At 34.9% G+C, this 18,601-nt stretch carries 15 protein-coding genes and 1 tRNA gene; 9 read left to right on the top strand and 7 right to left on the bottom strand.

Annotation, left to right across the window (positions count from 1 at the left end):
- Nucleotides 1–11: 11 nt before the first annotated feature.
- The 4 genes from carB to GJJ64_RS10820 all read right to left on the bottom strand — a co-directional run bounded on the left by carB (nucleotide 12) and on the right by GJJ64_RS10820 (nucleotide 6,074).
- Nucleotides 12–2,828, bottom strand: a complete 2,817-nt coding sequence (gene carB, locus GJJ64_RS10835) for a carbamoyl-phosphate synthase large subunit (protein ID WP_154287790.1) — start codon at nucleotides 2,826–2,828, stop codon at nucleotides 12–14.
- 128 nt (nucleotides 2,829–2,956) lie between these two features.
- Nucleotides 2,957–3,913, bottom strand: a complete 957-nt coding sequence (locus GJJ64_RS10830; RefSeq protein ID WP_154287789.1) for an energy transducer TonB — start codon at nucleotides 3,911–3,913, stop codon at nucleotides 2,957–2,959.
- Nucleotides 3,914–4,116: 203 nt separating this feature from the next.
- Nucleotides 4,117–5,073 carry an energy transducer TonB gene (locus GJJ64_RS10825; RefSeq protein WP_154287788.1) on the bottom strand — a complete coding sequence of 319 codons (957 nt, stop codon included), beginning with the start codon at nucleotides 5,071–5,073 and terminating at the stop codon, nucleotides 4,117–4,119.
- A 41-nt stretch (nucleotides 5,074–5,114) separates the two neighbouring features.
- Nucleotides 5,115–6,074: an energy transducer TonB gene (locus tag GJJ64_RS10820; RefSeq protein WP_154287787.1), complete on the bottom strand. Its 960-nt coding sequence runs from the start codon at nucleotides 6,072–6,074 to the stop codon at nucleotides 5,115–5,117.
- Nucleotides 6,075–6,311: 237 nt separating this feature from the next.
- Here GJJ64_RS10820 and GJJ64_RS10815 point away from each other — a divergent pair, with 237 nt between their 5' ends.
- The 3 genes from GJJ64_RS10815 to GJJ64_RS10805 all read left to right on the top strand — a co-directional run bounded on the left by GJJ64_RS10815 (nucleotide 6,312) and on the right by GJJ64_RS10805 (nucleotide 8,313).
- Nucleotides 6,312–6,830, top strand: coding sequence for a hypothetical protein (locus GJJ64_RS10815; RefSeq protein WP_154287786.1), 519 nt, complete (start codon nucleotides 6,312–6,314; stop codon nucleotides 6,828–6,830).
- A gap of 333 nt (nucleotides 6,831–7,163) precedes the next feature.
- The gene (gene pnuC, locus GJJ64_RS10810; RefSeq protein ID WP_154287785.1) at nucleotides 7,164–7,781 is read left to right on the top strand and encodes a nicotinamide riboside transporter PnuC; all 618 of its coding nucleotides are present in this window, start codon (nucleotides 7,164–7,166) and stop codon (nucleotides 7,779–7,781) included.
- Nucleotides 7,774–8,313 carry an AAA family ATPase gene (locus GJJ64_RS10805; RefSeq protein WP_154287784.1) on the top strand — a complete coding sequence of 180 codons (540 nt, stop codon included), beginning with the start codon at nucleotides 7,774–7,776 and terminating at the stop codon, nucleotides 8,311–8,313. Before pnuC ends, GJJ64_RS10805 begins: the two co-directional genes overlap by 8 nt.
- A gap of 220 nt (nucleotides 8,314–8,533) precedes the next feature.
- On the opposite strand, the gene GJJ64_RS10800 is transcribed toward GJJ64_RS10805, so the two are convergent.
- From GJJ64_RS10800 to GJJ64_RS10790, 3 genes are all read right to left on the bottom strand, one after another.
- A complete protein-coding gene (locus GJJ64_RS10800; protein ID WP_154287783.1) occupies nucleotides 8,534–9,115 on the bottom strand; it encodes a carboxymuconolactone decarboxylase family protein in 582 nt (193 codons plus the stop codon).
- 475 nt (nucleotides 9,116–9,590) lie between these two features.
- On the bottom strand, nucleotides 9,591–10,139 hold the full coding sequence (locus GJJ64_RS10795; protein WP_154287782.1) for a peroxiredoxin: 549 nt from the start codon (nucleotides 10,137–10,139) through the stop codon (nucleotides 9,591–9,593).
- 129 nt (nucleotides 10,140–10,268) lie between these two features.
- On the bottom strand, nucleotides 10,269–11,546 hold the full coding sequence (locus GJJ64_RS10790) for an FAD-dependent oxidoreductase (protein ID WP_154287781.1): 1,278 nt from the start codon (nucleotides 11,544–11,546) through the stop codon (nucleotides 10,269–10,271).
- A 129-nt stretch (nucleotides 11,547–11,675) separates the two neighbouring features.
- Here GJJ64_RS10790 and GJJ64_RS10785 point away from each other — a divergent pair, with 129 nt between their 5' ends.
- The 6 genes from GJJ64_RS10785 (at nucleotide 11,676) to GJJ64_RS10760 (ending at nucleotide 18,597) form a co-directional block, all read left to right on the top strand.
- A complete protein-coding gene (locus GJJ64_RS10785) occupies nucleotides 11,676–12,449 on the top strand; it encodes a UDP-2,3-diacylglucosamine diphosphatase (protein WP_154287780.1) in 774 nt (257 codons plus the stop codon).
- Nucleotides 12,439–13,257 carry a hypothetical protein gene (locus GJJ64_RS10780; protein WP_154287779.1) on the top strand — a complete coding sequence of 273 codons (819 nt, stop codon included), beginning with the start codon at nucleotides 12,439–12,441 and terminating at the stop codon, nucleotides 13,255–13,257. Before GJJ64_RS10785 ends, GJJ64_RS10780 begins: the two co-directional genes overlap by 11 nt.
- Nucleotides 13,258–13,407: 150 nt before the next feature.
- Nucleotides 13,408–14,481: a peptide chain release factor 1 gene (gene prfA / locus GJJ64_RS10775; RefSeq protein WP_154287778.1), complete on the top strand. Its 1,074-nt coding sequence runs from the start codon at nucleotides 13,408–13,410 to the stop codon at nucleotides 14,479–14,481.
- Between the two features lie 73 nt (nucleotides 14,482–14,554).
- Nucleotides 14,555–14,628, top strand: a tRNA-Asp gene (locus tag GJJ64_RS10770).
- A gap of 503 nt (nucleotides 14,629–15,131) precedes the next feature.
- The gene (locus GJJ64_RS10765; protein WP_154287777.1) at nucleotides 15,132–15,416 is read left to right on the top strand and encodes a hypothetical protein; all 285 of its coding nucleotides are present in this window, start codon (nucleotides 15,132–15,134) and stop codon (nucleotides 15,414–15,416) included.
- Nucleotides 15,417–15,426: 10 nt separating this feature from the next.
- Entirely contained in the window at nucleotides 15,427–18,597 is a 3,171-nt protein-coding gene (locus GJJ64_RS10760; protein WP_154287776.1) for a SusC/RagA family TonB-linked outer membrane protein, read from the top strand.
- Nucleotides 18,598–18,601: the final 4 nt, after the last annotated feature.

Here is an 18,601-nt window from a genome sequence, read left to right as displayed (position 1 = left end):
TAAATCTCCTGTTATTTAGATAAATACATAGATTTCTCTTTGTATAACTGAATAAAATATGGGTCTTCTAAAGACTTAATGAAACGGATAGCTTCGCCGGTTGATTTCATCTCAGGACCTAATTCTTTCTGAATTTCAGGGAATTTATGGTGAGAGAAAACTGGTTCTTTAATAGCATAACCTTCTAACTTTCTTTCTATAGTAAAGTCTTTTAGCTTTTTGGTGCCCAACATTACTTTAGTTGCGATATTGATATAAGGTACATCATAAGCTTTAGCAATAAAAGGAACCGTTCTTGATGCTCTAGGGTTTGCCTCTATCACATAAACATCCTCGTTTTTAATAGCAAACTGGATATTCATCAAACCTCTAATATCTAAAGCTTTGGCAAGTTTAGCGGTATACTCTTCCATTTTAGCAATTACACCCTCAGATAAGTTAAACGGAGGTAGAACCGAGAATGAATCTCCTGAGTGGATACCAGCAGGCTCAATATGCTCCATTAAACCAATGATATGCACATCTTCACCATCAAAAATAGAATCTGATTCTGCCTCTTCTGCTCTGTCTAAGAAATGGTCAATTAAAACTCTGTTTCCTGGTAAATCTCCAAGTAACTTTACAACCGCTCTTTCTAAATCCTCATCGTTTATCACGATGCTCATGCCTTGGCCACCCAATACATAAGACGGACGAACCAATACCGGGTAACCTACTTCATTAGCTACTTTTATAGCTTCTTCAGCATCTTCTGCTACACCATAACGTGGGTAAGGGATATTTAATTCTTTTAATAAATCAGAGAAACGACCGCGGTCTTCGGCAATGTCCATATTATCATAAGAAGTACCTATAATTTTGATACCTTTCTCATGTAACTTTTCAGCCATTTTCAAGGCTGTTTGACCACCAAGCTGCACAATTACACCTTCTGGTTTCTCTAAATCAATAATTTCTCTTACATGCTCCCAAAAAACAGGCTCGAAGTATAACTTATCTGCCATGTTAAAATCTGTAGATACCGTTTCTGGGTTACAGTTTACCATGATAGCTTCATAACCTTCTTGGCCAGCAGCAATTAAGCCGTGTACACAAGAATAATCAAACTCTATACCTTGACCAATACGGTTAGGACCAGAACCTAAAACAATGATTTTCTTTTTGTCTGATGGACGAGATTCATTTTCGCCCTCGTAAGTAGAGTAGTAGTATGGTGTTTGTGCCGGAAACTCTGCCGCACAAGTATCTACCATTTTATAAACTCGGTTTAAACCTAGTTCTTTTCTTCTATCGTAAACTTCATCTTCTGTTACATTACCTAAAATCCAGGCAATTTGAACATCAGAGAAGCCTTTTTGCTTCACCGTAAGGAAAATATCTTTAGGGATATTATTTAAGTTATAACGCTTAAGCTCTTGCTCTAGCGTTACCAGTTCTTGTATTTGGTTTAAGAACCACTTATCTATTTTGGTAACTTTTCTTACAGATTCTATAGGCACACCCATTCTTAAAGCATCTTTGATAGCAAATAATCTATCCCAGCTTGGATGCTCTAGCTTATGCATGATGTCTTCGATGTTGCGGTTTTGTCTGCCATCGGCACCTAAACCTGCTCTGCCTATTTCTAAAGACTGACAAGCTTTTTGTAATGCTTCAATAAAAGAACGACCAATAGCCATTACCTCGCCTACAGATTTCATTTGTAAACCAAGCTCGGTATTAGCACCTTTAAATTTATCAAAATTCCAACGTGGAACTTTAACAATTACATAATCTATAGTAGGCTCAAAATAAGCCGAAGTTGTTTTAGTGATTTGATTTTCTAACTCGTCTAGGTTATAACCGATAGCCAATTTAGCAGCAATTTTCGCAATTGGGTAACCAGTAGCTTTAGACGCTAAAGCTGATGAACGAGAAACACGTGGGTTAATTTCAATAGCGATAATTTCATCGTTTACTGGATTTACAGAGAATTGTACGTTACAACCACCCGCGAAATTACCAATAGCCCTCATCATTTTGATGGCTTGGTTACGCATCTCCTGGTAGCAACGGTCAGAAAGTGTCATCGCAGGAGCTACGGTAATAGAATCTCCGGTATGGATACCCATAGGATCGAAGTTTTCTATAGAACAGATGATGATAACGTTATCTTTATTATCTCTCAATAACTCTAACTCATATTCTTTCCAGCCTAATACAGCTTGCTCTACCAAAACCTCATGCGTAGGCGAAGCTTGTAAACCATGAGAAAGTGCTGCATCAAAATCTTCTTTTTTATGTACGAAACCACCTCCGTAACCTCCTAAAGTATAAGAAGGACGAATTACCAAAGGGAAACCAATTTCTTGTGCCGCTTCTTTACCTTCTAAGAAAGAGTTTGCGATTTTAGATTTTGCTACCCCAATGCCAATATCAACCATTAGTTGTCTAAAGGCTTCGCGGTTTTCTGTTTTCTCTATGGCAGCAGTATCAACACCAACAATTCTTACATTATATTTTTCCCAAATACCACGCTCTTCTGCCTCTATAGCTAGGTTTAACGCTGTTTGACCACCCATAGTAGGTAAAACCGCATCAATTTTACGTTCTTGTAAAATTTCTTCTATAGAAGCTACAGTTAAAGGTTTTAAATAAACATGGTCTGCAATAACCTTATCCGTCATGATGGTTGCCGGATTTGAGTTGATGATGGAAACCTCAATACCTTCGTCTTTTAAAGATAAAGCGGCTTGTGAACCAGCATAATCAAATTCGCAAGCTTGACCGATAATAATAGGACCAGATCCGATGATCAGGATGGATTTAATGGAAGTATCTTTTGGCATGTGCGTAAATTATTTGTGGGTTTTCTTACGCGATAAAAAGAAAAACCCGACTTGTTTGTCGGGATGCAAAGATAGAAAAATTGTGCTTATTTAGGTATCTTTTTTTGTAATTTATCACGAAGCTTAAATTATCTCATACTAAATACAATAGGAAGCGTGTAAGATGACTTTGTTGGAACTCCTCTTTGCAGAGCTGGTTCCCAATTAGGACATAAATACATCACACGTTTTGCTTCTTTAGCCAAAGTCTCGGAAGGAGACTTTAATATCTTAAAACTACTAAGGCTACCATCTGCCTCTACAATAAAGTTTATGATTACTCTACCTGTTATTTTCGCCATCCTATCCTCTGAAGGGTAACTTAAATTGCTTCTTAAATATTCACCTAAAGCTTGATCGCCACCTTTAAATTTAGCCAATGTTTCCCTTACAGTATACTTACCTGTTTTGCCATCAGTTAATTTATAAGTACCAGATTGAAACACACCCTTTGAAAAAATCTCTTCATAAACAATCTGCGTTTTTAAATCTTGAAATACCCATAAACCATCTTTAAAGCCATCTTTATAAGAGCCTTTTTCCACCCAAGTTTTACTTCTATTTTCTACCACACCATTCCCTTTACCATCTAAGAATTTTACTCCAGTAGAATCTCCTATTTGTAAAAGTTTATAATTGGTTTCTGCCATGTTATACTTCCCCGATGGAATTTCAAAATAACGATATGATTTTAGCTCGCCATTTCTGAAATACTCATATGCTGGGCCAATTAACATATTTTCTGCATAGGTTTTTAAACTTTCCTTTTGCCCATTATCGTAAAAAGTTGCAACCTCTCCTTCTAATCTGGCAAGCTTTGTAGAAGAAGTTCTTCCTGTTCTTTTTAAGGTGCCATCTTTATAATATTCTACCAATTTGTAATGAGTTTCTCCAGAATCTGGAGGACTTATAGTTCTGATATAATCTGCACTATCTTTTTCTTGAACTTGTTTACCGTTTTTCTTGAAATAGTAGGTGCTTTGTTTTTCTTGGGCATAGGTACTATAAGCTATTAACATCAGCAATAGCATTATTAGATTTTTCATGGTGTTATTAGGCTTTATGGTTTTAGGTAAAAGATTTACCTAAATATAGATGTATTTTAATAATTCATATTAAGCTGTATAAGCAGCTTTATGAGTTTTTTTGGCAAGTGCCTAATTTTACAGTATCATAATCATTGATGATTATAAATGATTTCAACAATTGGACAAAAAAACCATTTTTACCACGTATAAGATACTTTAAATCATCTCAAATTAAATACAAGAGGAAGCGTGTAAGATGACTTTATTGGAATTCCTCTTTGTTTAGCTGGCTCCCAATTGGGTGACTTCTGTAAAATACGTATTGCTTCTTTTGTTAAAGTCTCCGAAGGAGATTTTAATACCTTAAAATTGTGGAGGCTACCATCTATGTCTACTATAAAACTTAATTGTACACTTCCTGTTATCTTAGCTAGCTTATCTTCAGGAGGATATCTTAAATTTTCTTTTAGAAATTCAAATAAAGTTTGCTCGCCATTTTTAAATTTAGCTAAAGTTTGTTTAACAGTATAAGTTCCTGTTTTACCATCAGTCAACTTATAAGTGCCAGATTGCAAAACACCTTTAGCATAAATCTCTTCATAAACAATCTGCGTTTTTAAATCTTGCATCTGCCATAAACCATCTTTATAGCCATCTTTATAAAGGCCTTTTTCTGCCCAAGTTTCATTTTTACTTTCTACCACCCCGTTACCTTCACCATCTAAGAACTTTCTACCGGTAGAATCTCCTATTTGTAAGGTTTTATAATTTATTTCTCCTTTATTAAACTTGACAGAGGATACATCGTAATAACGATACGATTTTAACTCTTCATTTTTAAAATACTCATAAGCCGGGCCAACTAACCTATTTCCTACATAAGTTTTTAAACTTGCTCTTTTCCCATTATCATAAAAAGTAGCCACTTCTCCTTCTAATCTTACTTCTTCCTTAGAGGAAGTTGTTCCTATCCTTTTGATAGTACCATTTTTATAATATTCTACTAATTCAAAGTAAGTTTTTCTAGATTCTGGAGGACTTATAGTTCTGATATAATCTGCACTATCTTTCTCTTGAACTTGCTTACCATCCATCTTAAAATAAGTGGAATTTCGTTTTTCTTGTGCTAGTGTTATGCTACCTAAAACACACAGTATAAAGGTTAAAAATGTTTTCATGGGGATAAACCGAGCTTAAACTTTAAGCATAAATACTATAATTATTTACTTAGTTGGAATAAAATAGGCATAGTAAAATTTACTTTCACTGGTTTTCCTCTTTCTATGCCTGGTTCCCACTTTTGAGATTTCTGCAACACTCTTATAGCTTCTTCCGCTAAAGATTCTGATGGAGTTTGTATTACTTTAAAATTGGTAAGACTGCCATCTTCTTCCACTACAAATTTTAAAAGTACTCTACCTTGTATTCTAGCATTTCTATCTTCTGAAGGATATTTCAAATTATCACTTAAAAATCCCCAAAAAGCATTACTTCCACCTTTAAAAGCTGGGAGCTGCTTTTGAATGGTATAGCTTCCAGTTTCACCATTAGCTAATTTATAAGTACCAGATTTAAATACACCATTAGCGTATATTTCTTCATAAGTAGCGTTTGTTTTTAAATTTTCTACTTTCCACAAACCATCTTTAAAGCCATTTTTATAAACTCCTTTCTCTACCAGCGAATTGTTTTTATACTCTAGAAAGCCATTACCTTTACCATCTAAAAACTTTCTCCCAGTAGAATCACCAACCTGTAATACTTGGTAATTAGTTTCTAAGGAATCAGACTTGGCCGTTGGCACAACATATAAACGGTGGTATTTAAGTTCTCCGTTATTAAAGTATTCATAAGCATAACCCATCAGCTTATTATCAACATAAGTTTTAAAGCTTTCTCTTTTTCCATTATCAAAAAAGGTAATGACTTCACCTTCATATTTTACTCCTTTAGGAGAAGAAGTTCTTCCTGTAGTTTTAATAGTCCCATCTTTATAGTGTTCTACCAATTTATAGTGAGTTTCTCCAGGATCTGAAGGGCTTATAGTTCTTATATAATCTGCACTATCTTTCTCTTGAACTTGTTTGCCGTTTTTCTTGAAATAAAAGGTGTTTTGCTTTTCTTGGGCATAGGTGATACAAGCTATTAACATCAGCAATAGCATCATTACATTCTTCATGTTGTTATAGGTTTTATTTTTATGGGTTTAGGTAAAAGATTTATGTTAAATGTAGATGTTTTTTAATAATTCATATTGAGCTGTATTAGCAGCTTTGTAAGTTTTTTTGGCAAAGAAGTTTTTCCAACTTTGCATTTCAATAAAAGAAAAATACATCGTTATACAAAAACCTTAAACCTAGCGTTTTGTTAAACGGAATAAAAATTGCTCTTTCACCACAAATTTTATTAAATACAAATGAGAAAATCTATATTCATTACTTTTATAGCTTTAGTTGGTTTGGCTGGCTGTGCCACTGTACAATCTGTAGTACGTTCTGTTTTTCCTTATACGGCTACTTTAATTATCCCAGCCACAAATAGCAGTAGCAACACTTTTAGTGTTAGTAGTGCTGCCCGTAGTTTCGACCAGATTTTTACCGGACAAACCAATAATAACCAAATTTCTCAAGTACGTATTGCATCTGCCAGAATAGATGCCATGAGCCCAACAACACAAACTTTAGGTGCTTTTAAGTCGATTAAATTGTATTTGGTAAATGGCAAAGAACAAACTTTGGTAGCTACCAGAACAGATATTGCTGCAACTGCCGGAAGATCTATTATGCTAGATACAGATAATAGTAAGCTGTTGGATGATTACCTTAAAACAGGAACTTCGAGCATTAAAATGGAGTATGTTTTACAAAATAACTTAAATGTAGACCTTAGCGTTAAGGTAAGTTTAAGCTTTAATGTAGCTACGCCTACTAGATAATGTTTTAAAAGTAGGAAGTCAAAAGTGCATAGTATAAAGTTGCCTAAATAGCGATATTTTAAAGTAGAAAGTACATAGTAAAAAGAACCTGAAAGGCGGTTATTTAGGGAGACTACCTTAAATATAAAACTCATCTTTCCGAAGAACGGAAGACGGCCTATGAAGATTTGGCAGGAAACCTTTTGTGCGGAAAAGCCATTACTAGAAAAGAAAGAAGCCGCTACCCGGCTAGGGTAAGAAAGCCTCTTTTAATATATTTACTTCATTTATTAGATTGTAATCTAAAAGTCCTTTATTTAACTATATCTTGGCTAAATGATTTAAATATTTTTTATGCAGGTACTTCAAGAAATCATACAACAGTTTAAAGCCATTAGCTATCTGGAGTGGTTTGGGGTTATTACAGGGGCGTTATGTGTGTATCTGGCAGCTAAAGAAAATATCTTAAACTGGCCGGTTTCTATCCTCAGTGTGCTAACGTATATCTATATTTTTTATGAGGCCAAACTTTATGGAGATACCATTTTACAATTCTACTTTCTTTCTACGGCTATTTACGGCTGGTATTATTGGAGTTATGGGCAAAACAAAAGCCTAAAATCAGAAAGGCCTGTCACCAAGCTCACTAAAAATGAATGGTTACTTGCTACTATCGTTCTTTTAAGTGCAAGTATAACTTTTGGATATCTGCTCGATGATTTTACCGATTCTGATGTGCCTTATATAGATGGTTTTTGTACAGCTACCAGTTTTATAGCGCAGTTTTTAATGACACGTAAAAAGTTAGAAAACTGGCTCATTTGGATATTGGTAGATGCAGTTTACATCCCCTTATACATTCATAAAGATTTAATGGCAACCGCATTACTTTACTTTGTTTTCTTGTTTATAGCTTTAAAGGGTTATTTAGATTGGAAGAAAAATTACAAGCTTTATCAGCAGCATGAATAAAAACATCATCAAAATAGCTATTGTAGGACCAGAGTCTACTGGGAAAAGTACCATTTCTAAAGCCTTGGCACAACATTACCAAACGCTTTGGGTGCCAGAGTATGCTCGTTATTATTGTGCGGCTTTAACAGCACCTTGTACTTTGCAAGATGAAGTTAACATGTTTCATGGGCAAATAGCTTTAGAAGAAGCTATGGAAGTGGCCTGTAATACAAGTTTATTAATTTGCGATACTACTTTCTTAACGGTTAAGATTTGGAGCGATTACCAATTAGGCGAAACTCCGCAGATGGTTTTAGATGCTTTGCAACACCATAAGTATAATTTTTATATCCTTTTAAAGAATGATATACCTTGGGAGCCAGACCCACTAAGAGATTTTGAGGGTTTAAGTGATTATTTTATGGATGTTTGGCGTAAAGAGTTAAAAGCTTTAGACGCCAACTATGTAGAAGTTGGCGGTTTAGAAAACCGCTTGCAAAATGCTATAGCAGCTATTGATGAGTTTTTAAAAACCGTTAAAAAACACTAAAAACAAACAAAGCCTGCATGAAATTCATACAGGCTTTGTTTGTTAACAATTAAAACTTATTTGTCCTTAAAGTAATATGATGTGTGTGTATTCCTTTAAGGGATGATTAACCTTAATACTAATTTAAGAAATTTATGCTTTTACAAGCAAATCATTTAACCGATTTTAGGAAAATAGTTTTCCACAATTTCTATAATTGTAAAATATTTAATCACAAAGCTTAATAAATAACTTTACCGGTAGCTGTAACCAAAGAAGCTATTCTTACTGCATCAAAAATTCTCTCTTCTGTAGTGCCTAACTTAATCAAAGAGTCTTCATGCGCATTAACACACATTTCGCAACCATTAACGGCAGAGATGGCTAAGCTTAACAACTCAAAAAACTCTTTTCCGGTTACAGGTTTCATCATAATTTGCATTCTGATACGAGCTGGAATTTGAGTGTATTTCTCTTTTTGCGTAAAATGGCGGAAACGGTAAAAAATATTGTTTGATGCTAATAATGAAGCGCAAGAAACAGCCTCGGCCAATTCATCTGCTGTAGCGCCGTTTTGTGCAGCATAGTTTTTATAGAAATCAATTAAAATAGTATTCTGATTATTTGCTGCCACGCTTAAACCTATTAAGCCACACTCTTTTTCTGATAAGAACTCTGACGTTAAAGTGCTATTTAAGTTTAATTTTAAATCTCTTAAATACTTAAACTCTGTTTCATTTAATAGGGCTAATACTTTATTATCTAAATTACTTAAGCCAAAAATAGCCAGTAACTCTTGTGTAGTCTCTTTCAAATTTTCCATGATTTTGATACTGAAATGTTTATGATATGAAGCAACAAAAAAGCTGTTTCATAAACACAGTTTATCTCGTTTCCTTCGACTCCCTTACTACTGACGTTAAAATATTTCAAAACCAGGCATTCACGCACAAGCTTTCCGGCCTCTTGACCGGCCATGTCAAGTTACAAAAAGTAACCAAAAACTCTCCGCTGCGCCGCTTGCTTCTAAAGGTTCTGCTAAGGCTAGTCCTGTAGTTGCTGCAACCGCCAAGGCGGAATTGGGCGCAAACGGCTGTTTATGCTTAGGCTCGACTATCGAACTACCTAAAAACGTCATTTCATATTGATTTATATGAAATATCTATATAACAAGAAGTTATTAAACTTCAGAATGATACAACTAGATGTAACAAAGCTGAGTTGGAAATTGTCAAGAATAAAATCTTGACAAATAAGACAAAATAGTTTGTTTATGAAACAGCTCTTGAAAACCTATCTTAAGCGGTTAAAGTTTCTTGTCCTTTTTCCCAGTTGCAAGGGCAAAGTTCATCGGTTTGTAAACCGTCTAATACACGTAATACTTCTTTTACGTTACGACCAACGTTAAGATCGTTTACAGAAACCCAACGGATGATACCCATAGGGTCAACAATAAAAGTTGCTCTGTAAGCTACTTTTTGGTCATCGTTAGTTAAAATACCTAAATCTTGAGCTAAAGATTTTGAAGTATCTGCTAACATTGGAAATTTAAGTCCACGTAAATCATCGTGGTTATTTCTCCAAGCTAAGTGTACAAATTCTGAATCTGTAGATGCGCCAATTAAACGTGTTTCTCTGTCTCTAAACTCTCCGAAGCTTTTGTTGAACTCTGCAATTTCTGTTGGGCAAACAAAAGTAAAATCTTTTGGCCACCAGAACATTACTGTCCATACGTTGTCATCATTCACTAGATAGTCTGAAGTGATAGTCTCAAATTCTTTGCCTTTTTCTAGGCTGGTTACTGCTAATTTTGAAAATGTTGGGAATTTTTCTCCTACGCCGATCATATATATATGTTTTTAAAATTTGAAGGCGCAAAGATAGTGCCTTAAATACCTAAAGGCAATGGCAAAAGTATATATAATAACAATAACTATATAGATAGAAACTATAGTCTAAATCTATAAACGATAGCTTTATTTTATAAAAATCCCTTGCATATTTACTCCTATGCTATAAGGGTTTAAATAGGTATCAAAGATGATGGTCATCTCCTTTTTAGTGACATAATTTTCTTGTTTAAAATCGCTTTCTAGCTCGTATTTTAATTTCCAGTTGGTACTTAACTCTCTATTCATATCGTATATTTCCCTGCCGGTGATGAAACTAATTAAAGAAATAGCATCTTTTAAAGTAAGTTCTTTTATAGGATTTTCTATAAACCATATTCTAGAACGTGGATAAAGCTCTGATAAAATAGCTTTAATATCTTCTGGCTTCACATGCTCTTCGGGGTTAAATTTTCCTTTAGCAAAATCATGCTTCATCACATCTGTAGCGATAATTTTTTGTACTGCATTCCAAGCGTATTCATTGGTATTGATATCCTTAACCGGGTAAACTAAACCTTTATAGTTAAATATTTCGCCCTGTGTAAGCCTTACGTTTGCTTTTGCGGTTTGGGTATCAAAAAAAGGCCCATAGGCAGAAAGTGCACCAGCCAACTGTCCAATATTTACCCAGGTAGCAATATTCTTAAAATCATCTGCCTGCCAACCTACTAAGCCCGCTTGCGGCGAAACAAACATTAAATTATCAACCTCGGCACTAATGAAAACGCCCATTGGAAAATAATGTAACATGGTGCTGTCTTTACCAAACCCTGCGGCTCCACTACTTCTGTAAAGCTTTAAAACTTGTTCATAAGGCTTTTCGCGTTCTAATGGGGTGTATTTACTGATGGTTTTGATATGCCCATCGCTTAGTTTTACAATACCTGCTTTTAATACTGGCGAAGACTCGGCATTGAAAAATGCATCTACTAAAACATCGGCTTTTATTTTTTCTATTTTATTGCCATTTTTTTGGATGCTAAGCTCCCAAGATTTTCCTTTCTTAATAACTTTAACAATCTGCGTTTCTTTAAAGTAACGTAAATTACTCACCTTACTTATGATGCTTTCTAGCGCTATCCGTGGGTCGGTTTGTAACGAGTCTAATTTTCTGGTATAAAGATCTTTCCATTCTTTCCAAACACCAAAATTAAAAGCAGGTACATCCATATTAGGTGCTATAGCGCCAACGCTAAAGTTGGTAGGCTCTATCAATATTACTTTTACACCACTTCTGGCCGCTTGTATAGCAGTAGCTGTACCCGCAGCACTTGCTCCTAGTACTAAAACATCGGCTTTATATTGTGCTAAAACCTGGGTAGACACCAGCATGAACACGATTATGGTAAGTTTCTTTAGCATAAAATGATAAACGAAGATTTAACTATTAAAGTTTGTATAGTTAAAGCTATAAAAATTATTCTAAGCGTTAAGCTTTTAAGCTGTTTGGCTAAAGGTTTAATATAATTTGATATTTTTAACCTTTGATATATGGAAACCCAAAAAACTAAACTATATTTTGCTTCTGATTTTCATTTAGGAGCGCCTAATTATGCCTCTAGCCGAGAGCGAGAAGCATGTATAGTGAGCTGGCTAGACCACATTAAACACGATGCCGCGGAACTATTTTTATTAGGCGATGTTTTTGATTTTTGGTTTGAATATGCCACCGCTATACCCAAAGGTTTTATCAGGCTGCAAGGTAAACTTGCCGAGCTGAGTGATGCTGGCACCAAGATATACTTCTTTAAAGGCAACCACGATATGTGGGTATTTGATTATTTTAAGAAGGAATTTGGTATGAAAATTATTAGCGATGAACTATTCATAGAACGCCAAGGTAAAAAGTTTTTATTACACCATGGAGATGGCTTAGGCCCTGGCGATGCATCTTATAAATTATTAAAGAAAATTTTTAGAAGTAAATTTTGCCAATGGCTTTTTGCTAGGTTACACCCTAATTTAGGAATTGGTATTGCCAATTATTGGAGTAGTAAAAGTAGGTTAGCTTCTTACAAAAAGGAAGGCACTATTACCCAACAATATGAGGGAGCTTTTATAAAGAGTTTTTATAAGCAGCTGAAAAATGATTATGGCAATTTTGACCATTTAGTTATGGGCCATAGGCATTTTCCTACCCAATTTAAATTGGATGAAGAAACCCTTTATACCAATTTGGGCGAATGGGTAAATTATGCTTATTACGCTGTTTTTGATGGTGTGGAACTTAAATTGCTTGATTGGAATAACCATCATGAAAAATAAAAATCTTTTAAAACTACTATTACTTTGCTGCTGTATTTTGATACTGGGATGGAAAAGTAATGCCCAAAGTTTTAAACTGATTAAGCAGATAGATACCCTTGCTAAAATAGCCCGGGTTGATAATTTAGGGAACTTATTTGTGGTTACGCCTGCTAACGAGCTTATGAAGTTTAACCCTGATGGTAAGTTTTTATGGAATTATACCAACAACAGCTTCGGTGATATTGACCAAATAGATATTACAGACCCTTTAAGGGTAATTTTATATTATCAGGCTTACCAACAAGTTGTGGTGCTGAATAATAATTTAAGCGAGATTAGCAGCTATTCTTTTAACAACAACCCTAACCAGCAGATTGCGCTGGTAGCATCGGCTAATAATAATGGTTTTTGGATTTACGACCAACTGAACCGAGAGCTTAAAAAACTAAGTAATAATTTTATTGACGAGCTAAAAAGCGGCAATATTTACCAAAGAAATGGTATAGATATGAATGCTGTTTATATGCTTAGTAATGACCAATATGTTTTTATTAACGATGCTGGCGAAGGTGTAAGGATATTTGATAGGTTTGGTAATTACTATAAAACTGCTGTTATTAATCCTGTTAAGGCTTTTGAGGTAGAGGGTGATGAGCTGATTTACCAACAAGACAATAAGCTTTTGCGCTACAACTTCATGACTTTTAAAAGCGAAGAAATAAAACTACCAATAATAAAAGCTGGCAGTACTTTTAGCTACCGTTTAAAGCGACTCTTCATATTAAATGAAAAAGGCTTAACTTTGTGGGCTTTAAATGCTAACTGAGTTTAATGCATTGCTTTGCGTTATATAAACCGGATAGCAGCGGAAACCCCACAGTGTGTGATGGGTTTAGCGCCTTGGAAAAACGAGGAGTTGCAGCGTATAGCCGGACTACCCAAACCCAAGTATTACAGGATTTGATTTTCAAAAAAAATGTTAGATAAATTAGAAGCTATAAAACTCCGCCGAGATGATGTGGAGCGGGAATTAACCAACCCAGAGGTTACGCAAGACATGAAACGTTTTGCGCAGCTAAACCGTGAGTATAAAGAGTTGGGTTTGATTGTGGATGAGTATTTTAAGTACAAAAATGTAATCAGTAATATTGATGCTAATCGTGATATTTTAGCTAATGAAAAGGACCAAGAGTTGCGTGAGATGGCTAAAGAAGAGTTGGATACTTTAGTGCCTTTGAAGGATGAAATGGAGGCAAAAATTAGGTTGATGTTGGTACCTAAAGACCCAGGAGATGAGAAAGATGCTATTGTAGAGATTAGAGGTGGTACTGGTGGTGATGAGGCTGCAATTTTTGCCGGCGATTTATACCGCATGTATACCCGTTACTGTGAAGGAAGAGGCTGGCGTACAGAAACTTTAGAGGTTACAGAGGGTACTAATGGTGGTTATAAAGAGGTAATATTTAAGGTTATTGGTGAAGATGTTTACGGCATCTTAAAATACGAATCTGGCGTACATAGGGTACAACGTGTGCCAGAAACCGAGACGCAAGGAAGGGTGCATACTTCGGCAGCATCGGTAGCGGTGTTGCCAGAGGCTGAGGAGGTTGACGTGGAGATTAACCCAGCTGACGTGGAGTTGCAAACATCACGATCTGGCGGTGCTGGTGGGCAGAACGTTAACAAAGTTGAAACTAAGGTACAATTAACGCATAAACCAACAGGTATTGTGGTGGTTTGCCAAATAGAACGCTCGCAGTTGGGTAACCGTATTAGAGCGATGGAGATGTTGAGGAGTAAATTGTATGAGCGTGAGTTGGCTAAACATAATGAAGCTATTGCCAGCACACGTAAAACTATGGTATCAACCGGAGATAGATCTGCCAAAATACGTACTTATAATTATCCACAAGGGCGTGTTACCGAGCATAGAATAGGCTTAACTTTATATAATTTACCAGCTATTATGGATGGTGATATACAGGAAATACTTGATGCTCTGCAATTTGCAGAAAATGCCGAAAAACTGAAAGAGGGCTCTATTGCATAAATTTTAAAAAAGATTTTGCACTTCAATAGAAATACCTATATTTGCACTCCCGAACGATAAGAACGGGAAAAACGGAGTGGTAGTTCAGCTGGTTAGAATGCCTGCCTGTCACGCAGGAGGTCGCGGGTTCGAGTCCCGTCCATTCCGCAAAACCTCTTAGAGAAATCTAAGAGGTTTTTTGTTTTTATGCGTTTTAGAGAACTATTAACTTGATAAGATAACTTTTATTACTGGTTTATTCTTCTAATAAAATAATCAACTTTTCTCAATTAATTTCCTAAACCTTAATGCCTTGCTAGATTATGTTCAAATGATTTTTGAACTACACCCTCAGATATCGCTAAGCAGAAGACAACCCATTCTTTTTAAGACGAAATCCATAAAATTCTAACTAACTTAAGTAAGACGAACAAGAGACACTACTATATAATTGTTTAATTTTTTTGAATATACTATTTAGTTGATTTCAAGTTGTAAGTATGCATTTGATTATAGATAAATACCTATTTATTGTGTGTATTTAAGCTTTTTTTGAAAAAGCAAGACTTTGGTACAATCAAAATAGACTCTTGTATAATACTAAAGCTTATGTTTTGTCTAACATTGCTTTATAAACCAAATAAACCAGTTAGTATAAAATTTCAAAACAAATGAAAAGCGCACCTCATATTGTGATGAACGCAGATGTTGGCGGTTCGCACATTACTAAAAAGCTTGTTAAGCTTAATCAGCAGCAACCCAATGGAGAAGCTAAAGCTATTAAAGACTACGAAAATTATCATACAACCATACCTTGTTTTAAGTACAATAAGGGTATTTCAAAAATTAATAATGCAGTCCAATTTGATTCACTTTTCGGTTTGAGTGTAAAAAAAGTGAATTTGAGTTGTCTTGAAAAAATACAGTATAATAAACCTAATTATAAACCAAACTAAATTTAGAAGTATGAATTTCTATGGTAGAAGCACTATACGTAAAAAGCAAAATTATACCTCCTTTAAAAGAAGTTTACCCATAGTGAAACTTACATTTATTTTACTTACAGCAACAATCCTACATGCTAGCGCTTCTGGATTTAACAATACTATTATTATTGAAAATACTGAGACCTTTAAGCAGGTACAAAAACAGTTGACAATTAACGGTAAAGTTACTGATGTAAATGGGGAAGCATTGCCTGGTGTAGTTGTAAGAGTAAAAAACACTAATATTTCTTCACAAACTAATATTGATGGTAAATACAGCATTAAAGTTGCTGATGAAAATGCCGTCTTAGTTTTTTCTTATGTTGGATTTAAAACCACAGAGAGAAAAATTGGTAATCAATCTGTTATTGATGTTCAGTTAAGTGAAAATTACACTAATTTAAATGAAGTAGTTGTTGTAGGATATGGAACGCAAGCTAAAAGTGAAATAACAGGTGCTGCAAGTTCTATAAAGGCAGATCAAATAGACCAGTTTGCAGGTGGCTCTATTAACACCAGTTTACAAGGTAAAATTGCGGGTTTACAAATCACCACTAATTCTGGAGAGCCTGGGGCAGGTGCAAATATTACTCTTAGGGGTGTTTCTTCTATTAATGGGGCAAGTCAGCCTTTATTTATCATTGATGGAATTCCTGTAAACAATGACACTTTTGAATCTTTAAATGATGGAGCTTCTTTTAGTCCGTTAAACGATATTAACCCAGCAGATATTGCTTCTATAGAAGTTTTAAAGGATGCAGGAACAGCATCTATTTATGGTTCAAGAGCATCAAACGGCGTTATATTAATCACTACTAAAACAGGAACGAGTACTAAGCCAACTATAAATTTGGCCTACAATAGTAGCTTTGTTGACATTTCAAGAAAAATAGGAATTCTTAATGCCACTCAATTCAGGAGTGCAAATTATGATGCTGCTTTTAATGCTACTGGCTTGCCTCCTACACGTATTCCTTTATATGATTCTTTACATCCATATTATCGTGATTCTTATGATTATCAGGATATTATGTATCGCGAAACTTTTCAACAAAAGCTAGATTTAAGTGTAAGTGGTACTTCTAAGGAGAAAAATGTAGACTATTTTATTAGTGCTGGCTACAGAGATTTAGCGCCAATTGTTATTGAAACACAGTACAAACAAGTTTTTGGGAATGCTAAGGTAAATTATAACATCAGTAAGTTTATAAAGGGTTCTACTAACTTTAATTTGTCTAACTACAACTACAACCGACAAGATAACAGCATCATTTTTAGGTATTTAGGAAGTTTTCCGGTGTATAGCCCCTATGACCCTATTACCGGAAATATTATTCCCTTATTTGAGTCGTCTAGACCCAATCCTTTAGCCCAAGCTTTATACATGACTAATGATGTAAAAAGATGGCGTATCTTGGCTAAGCAAGAATTTACTGCCACCCTATTAAAAGGATTAGATTTTAGAACTAATATTTCATTGGATTATAGCAATACGGAGAGTTTTTTCTACAACCCTCCTATCTTATCCACCAACTTATCAGCGCAATCAATTTTTAGTGACTATCGTCCTGAATTGAGATCTTCAATAGTAAATGAGAATACACTGACTTATAAAAAGACATTTAAGAAAAAGCACAATCTTACTTTCTTATTGGGCCAATCTTATCAGATTTTTAAAACCAATAGCACTTTTGTAAGAGGAATAGGAAATATCGATAATCAAATTACTTCGATAAGTGGCTCGGCAAGTATTGCCACTTTTAATCAAAGTATACAAGAGAACGTTTTACTTTCTTACTTTACCAGAGCAAACTATAATTATAAAGGTAAATACCTACTTTCTTTCTTAATGAGGAGAGATGGTTCCTCTAGATTTGGGGCTGCCAATCAAAACTCTTATTTCCCTTCAGTATCAGGAGGTTGGCGTTTTTCTGAGGAAAAATGGAGCAAAGAGCTAGGTTGGTTATATGATGGTAAATTAAGAGCGAGTTATGGTATCACAGGAAATCAAAATATTGCTAACTATGCTTCAAGAGGTTCTTTAGGAAGAGCTGGCTCTTATTTAGGCGAAGTTTCTATTACCGCAGATGCTCTTGGAAATGCAGATTTAAGATGGGAAACCACCAAACAATTTGACATAGGTACAGATCTTTCCTTCTTTAAAGGTCGACTAAATTTTACAGCGGATTATTACACTAAAAATAGTGACGACTTATTGTTTAATGTCCAAATCCCAACCCAAACAGGTTATAGCTTTATTCCGTTTAACTTCGGAAGTTTAAGTAATAAAGGTGTAGAGTTATCTGTAGATGGAGTAATTATTGACAAAGCCTTTAAATGGTCATCAACAGTAACATTTGGTTTAAATAGAAATAAAGTTACTTCATTACCTGGCAATGAGGATTATAGACCAACTAATTTTAGTTTGGCTCGTGTTGGCGAGGCTGTAGGTGTTTTTTATGGTTTTAAGGCTTTAGGAATTTATGCTAGAGATGAAGATAATGTATATATAGATGCTAATGGACAGATTTCTCAGTACAGGAGAGGTTCTGCAGACGGAGATGTATATAAAGGTGGTGACGTAATTTTTGAAGACATTAATAATGATGGTATTATTGATATTGATGACCAGCAAATTATAGGTAATCCAACACCAAAAGCTTTTGGTGGATTTCAGAACACCTTTTCTTATAAGCGTTTCACATTAAACCTATTTGTTAACGCTGTTTTTGGTAACGATATCTTTAACCAATTGAATAGAAGTTTAGATGGTAATCAATTTGATGTGAACTATTCAACTAGACAATTAAGAAGATGGAGACAACAAGGTGATGTAACTGATGTACCAAGATTAGAGAGAGGCGACCGTATGAGAAATTATTCGGTAAGTAGCTTGTTTGTAGAAGACGGCTCTTTTATCAGAGTTCAAAATTTGGCGTTAAGTTACAATTTACCTCCAAAGACCATAAAAAATATTGGATTAAGTTCTGCCAATTTAGGTTTTAGCGTTCAAAATCTATTCACTTTTGGAAGCTACAGTGGCTACGACCCAGAGGTAAGCGCTGGAAACAATCCACTAGGATTTGGCGTTGACAATGGTTCATTCCCTAGAACCAGATCTTATAACCTATCTCTAAATATTAAATTTTAATTAC

The organism is Pedobacter puniceum (genome assembly GCF_009674685.1).
Taxonomy (GTDB): domain Bacteria; phylum Bacteroidota; class Bacteroidia; order Sphingobacteriales; family Sphingobacteriaceae; genus Pseudopedobacter; species Pseudopedobacter puniceum.
Note: the sequence above shows the minus strand (reverse complement) of the source record. Positions and strands in the feature narration are given on the sequence as shown.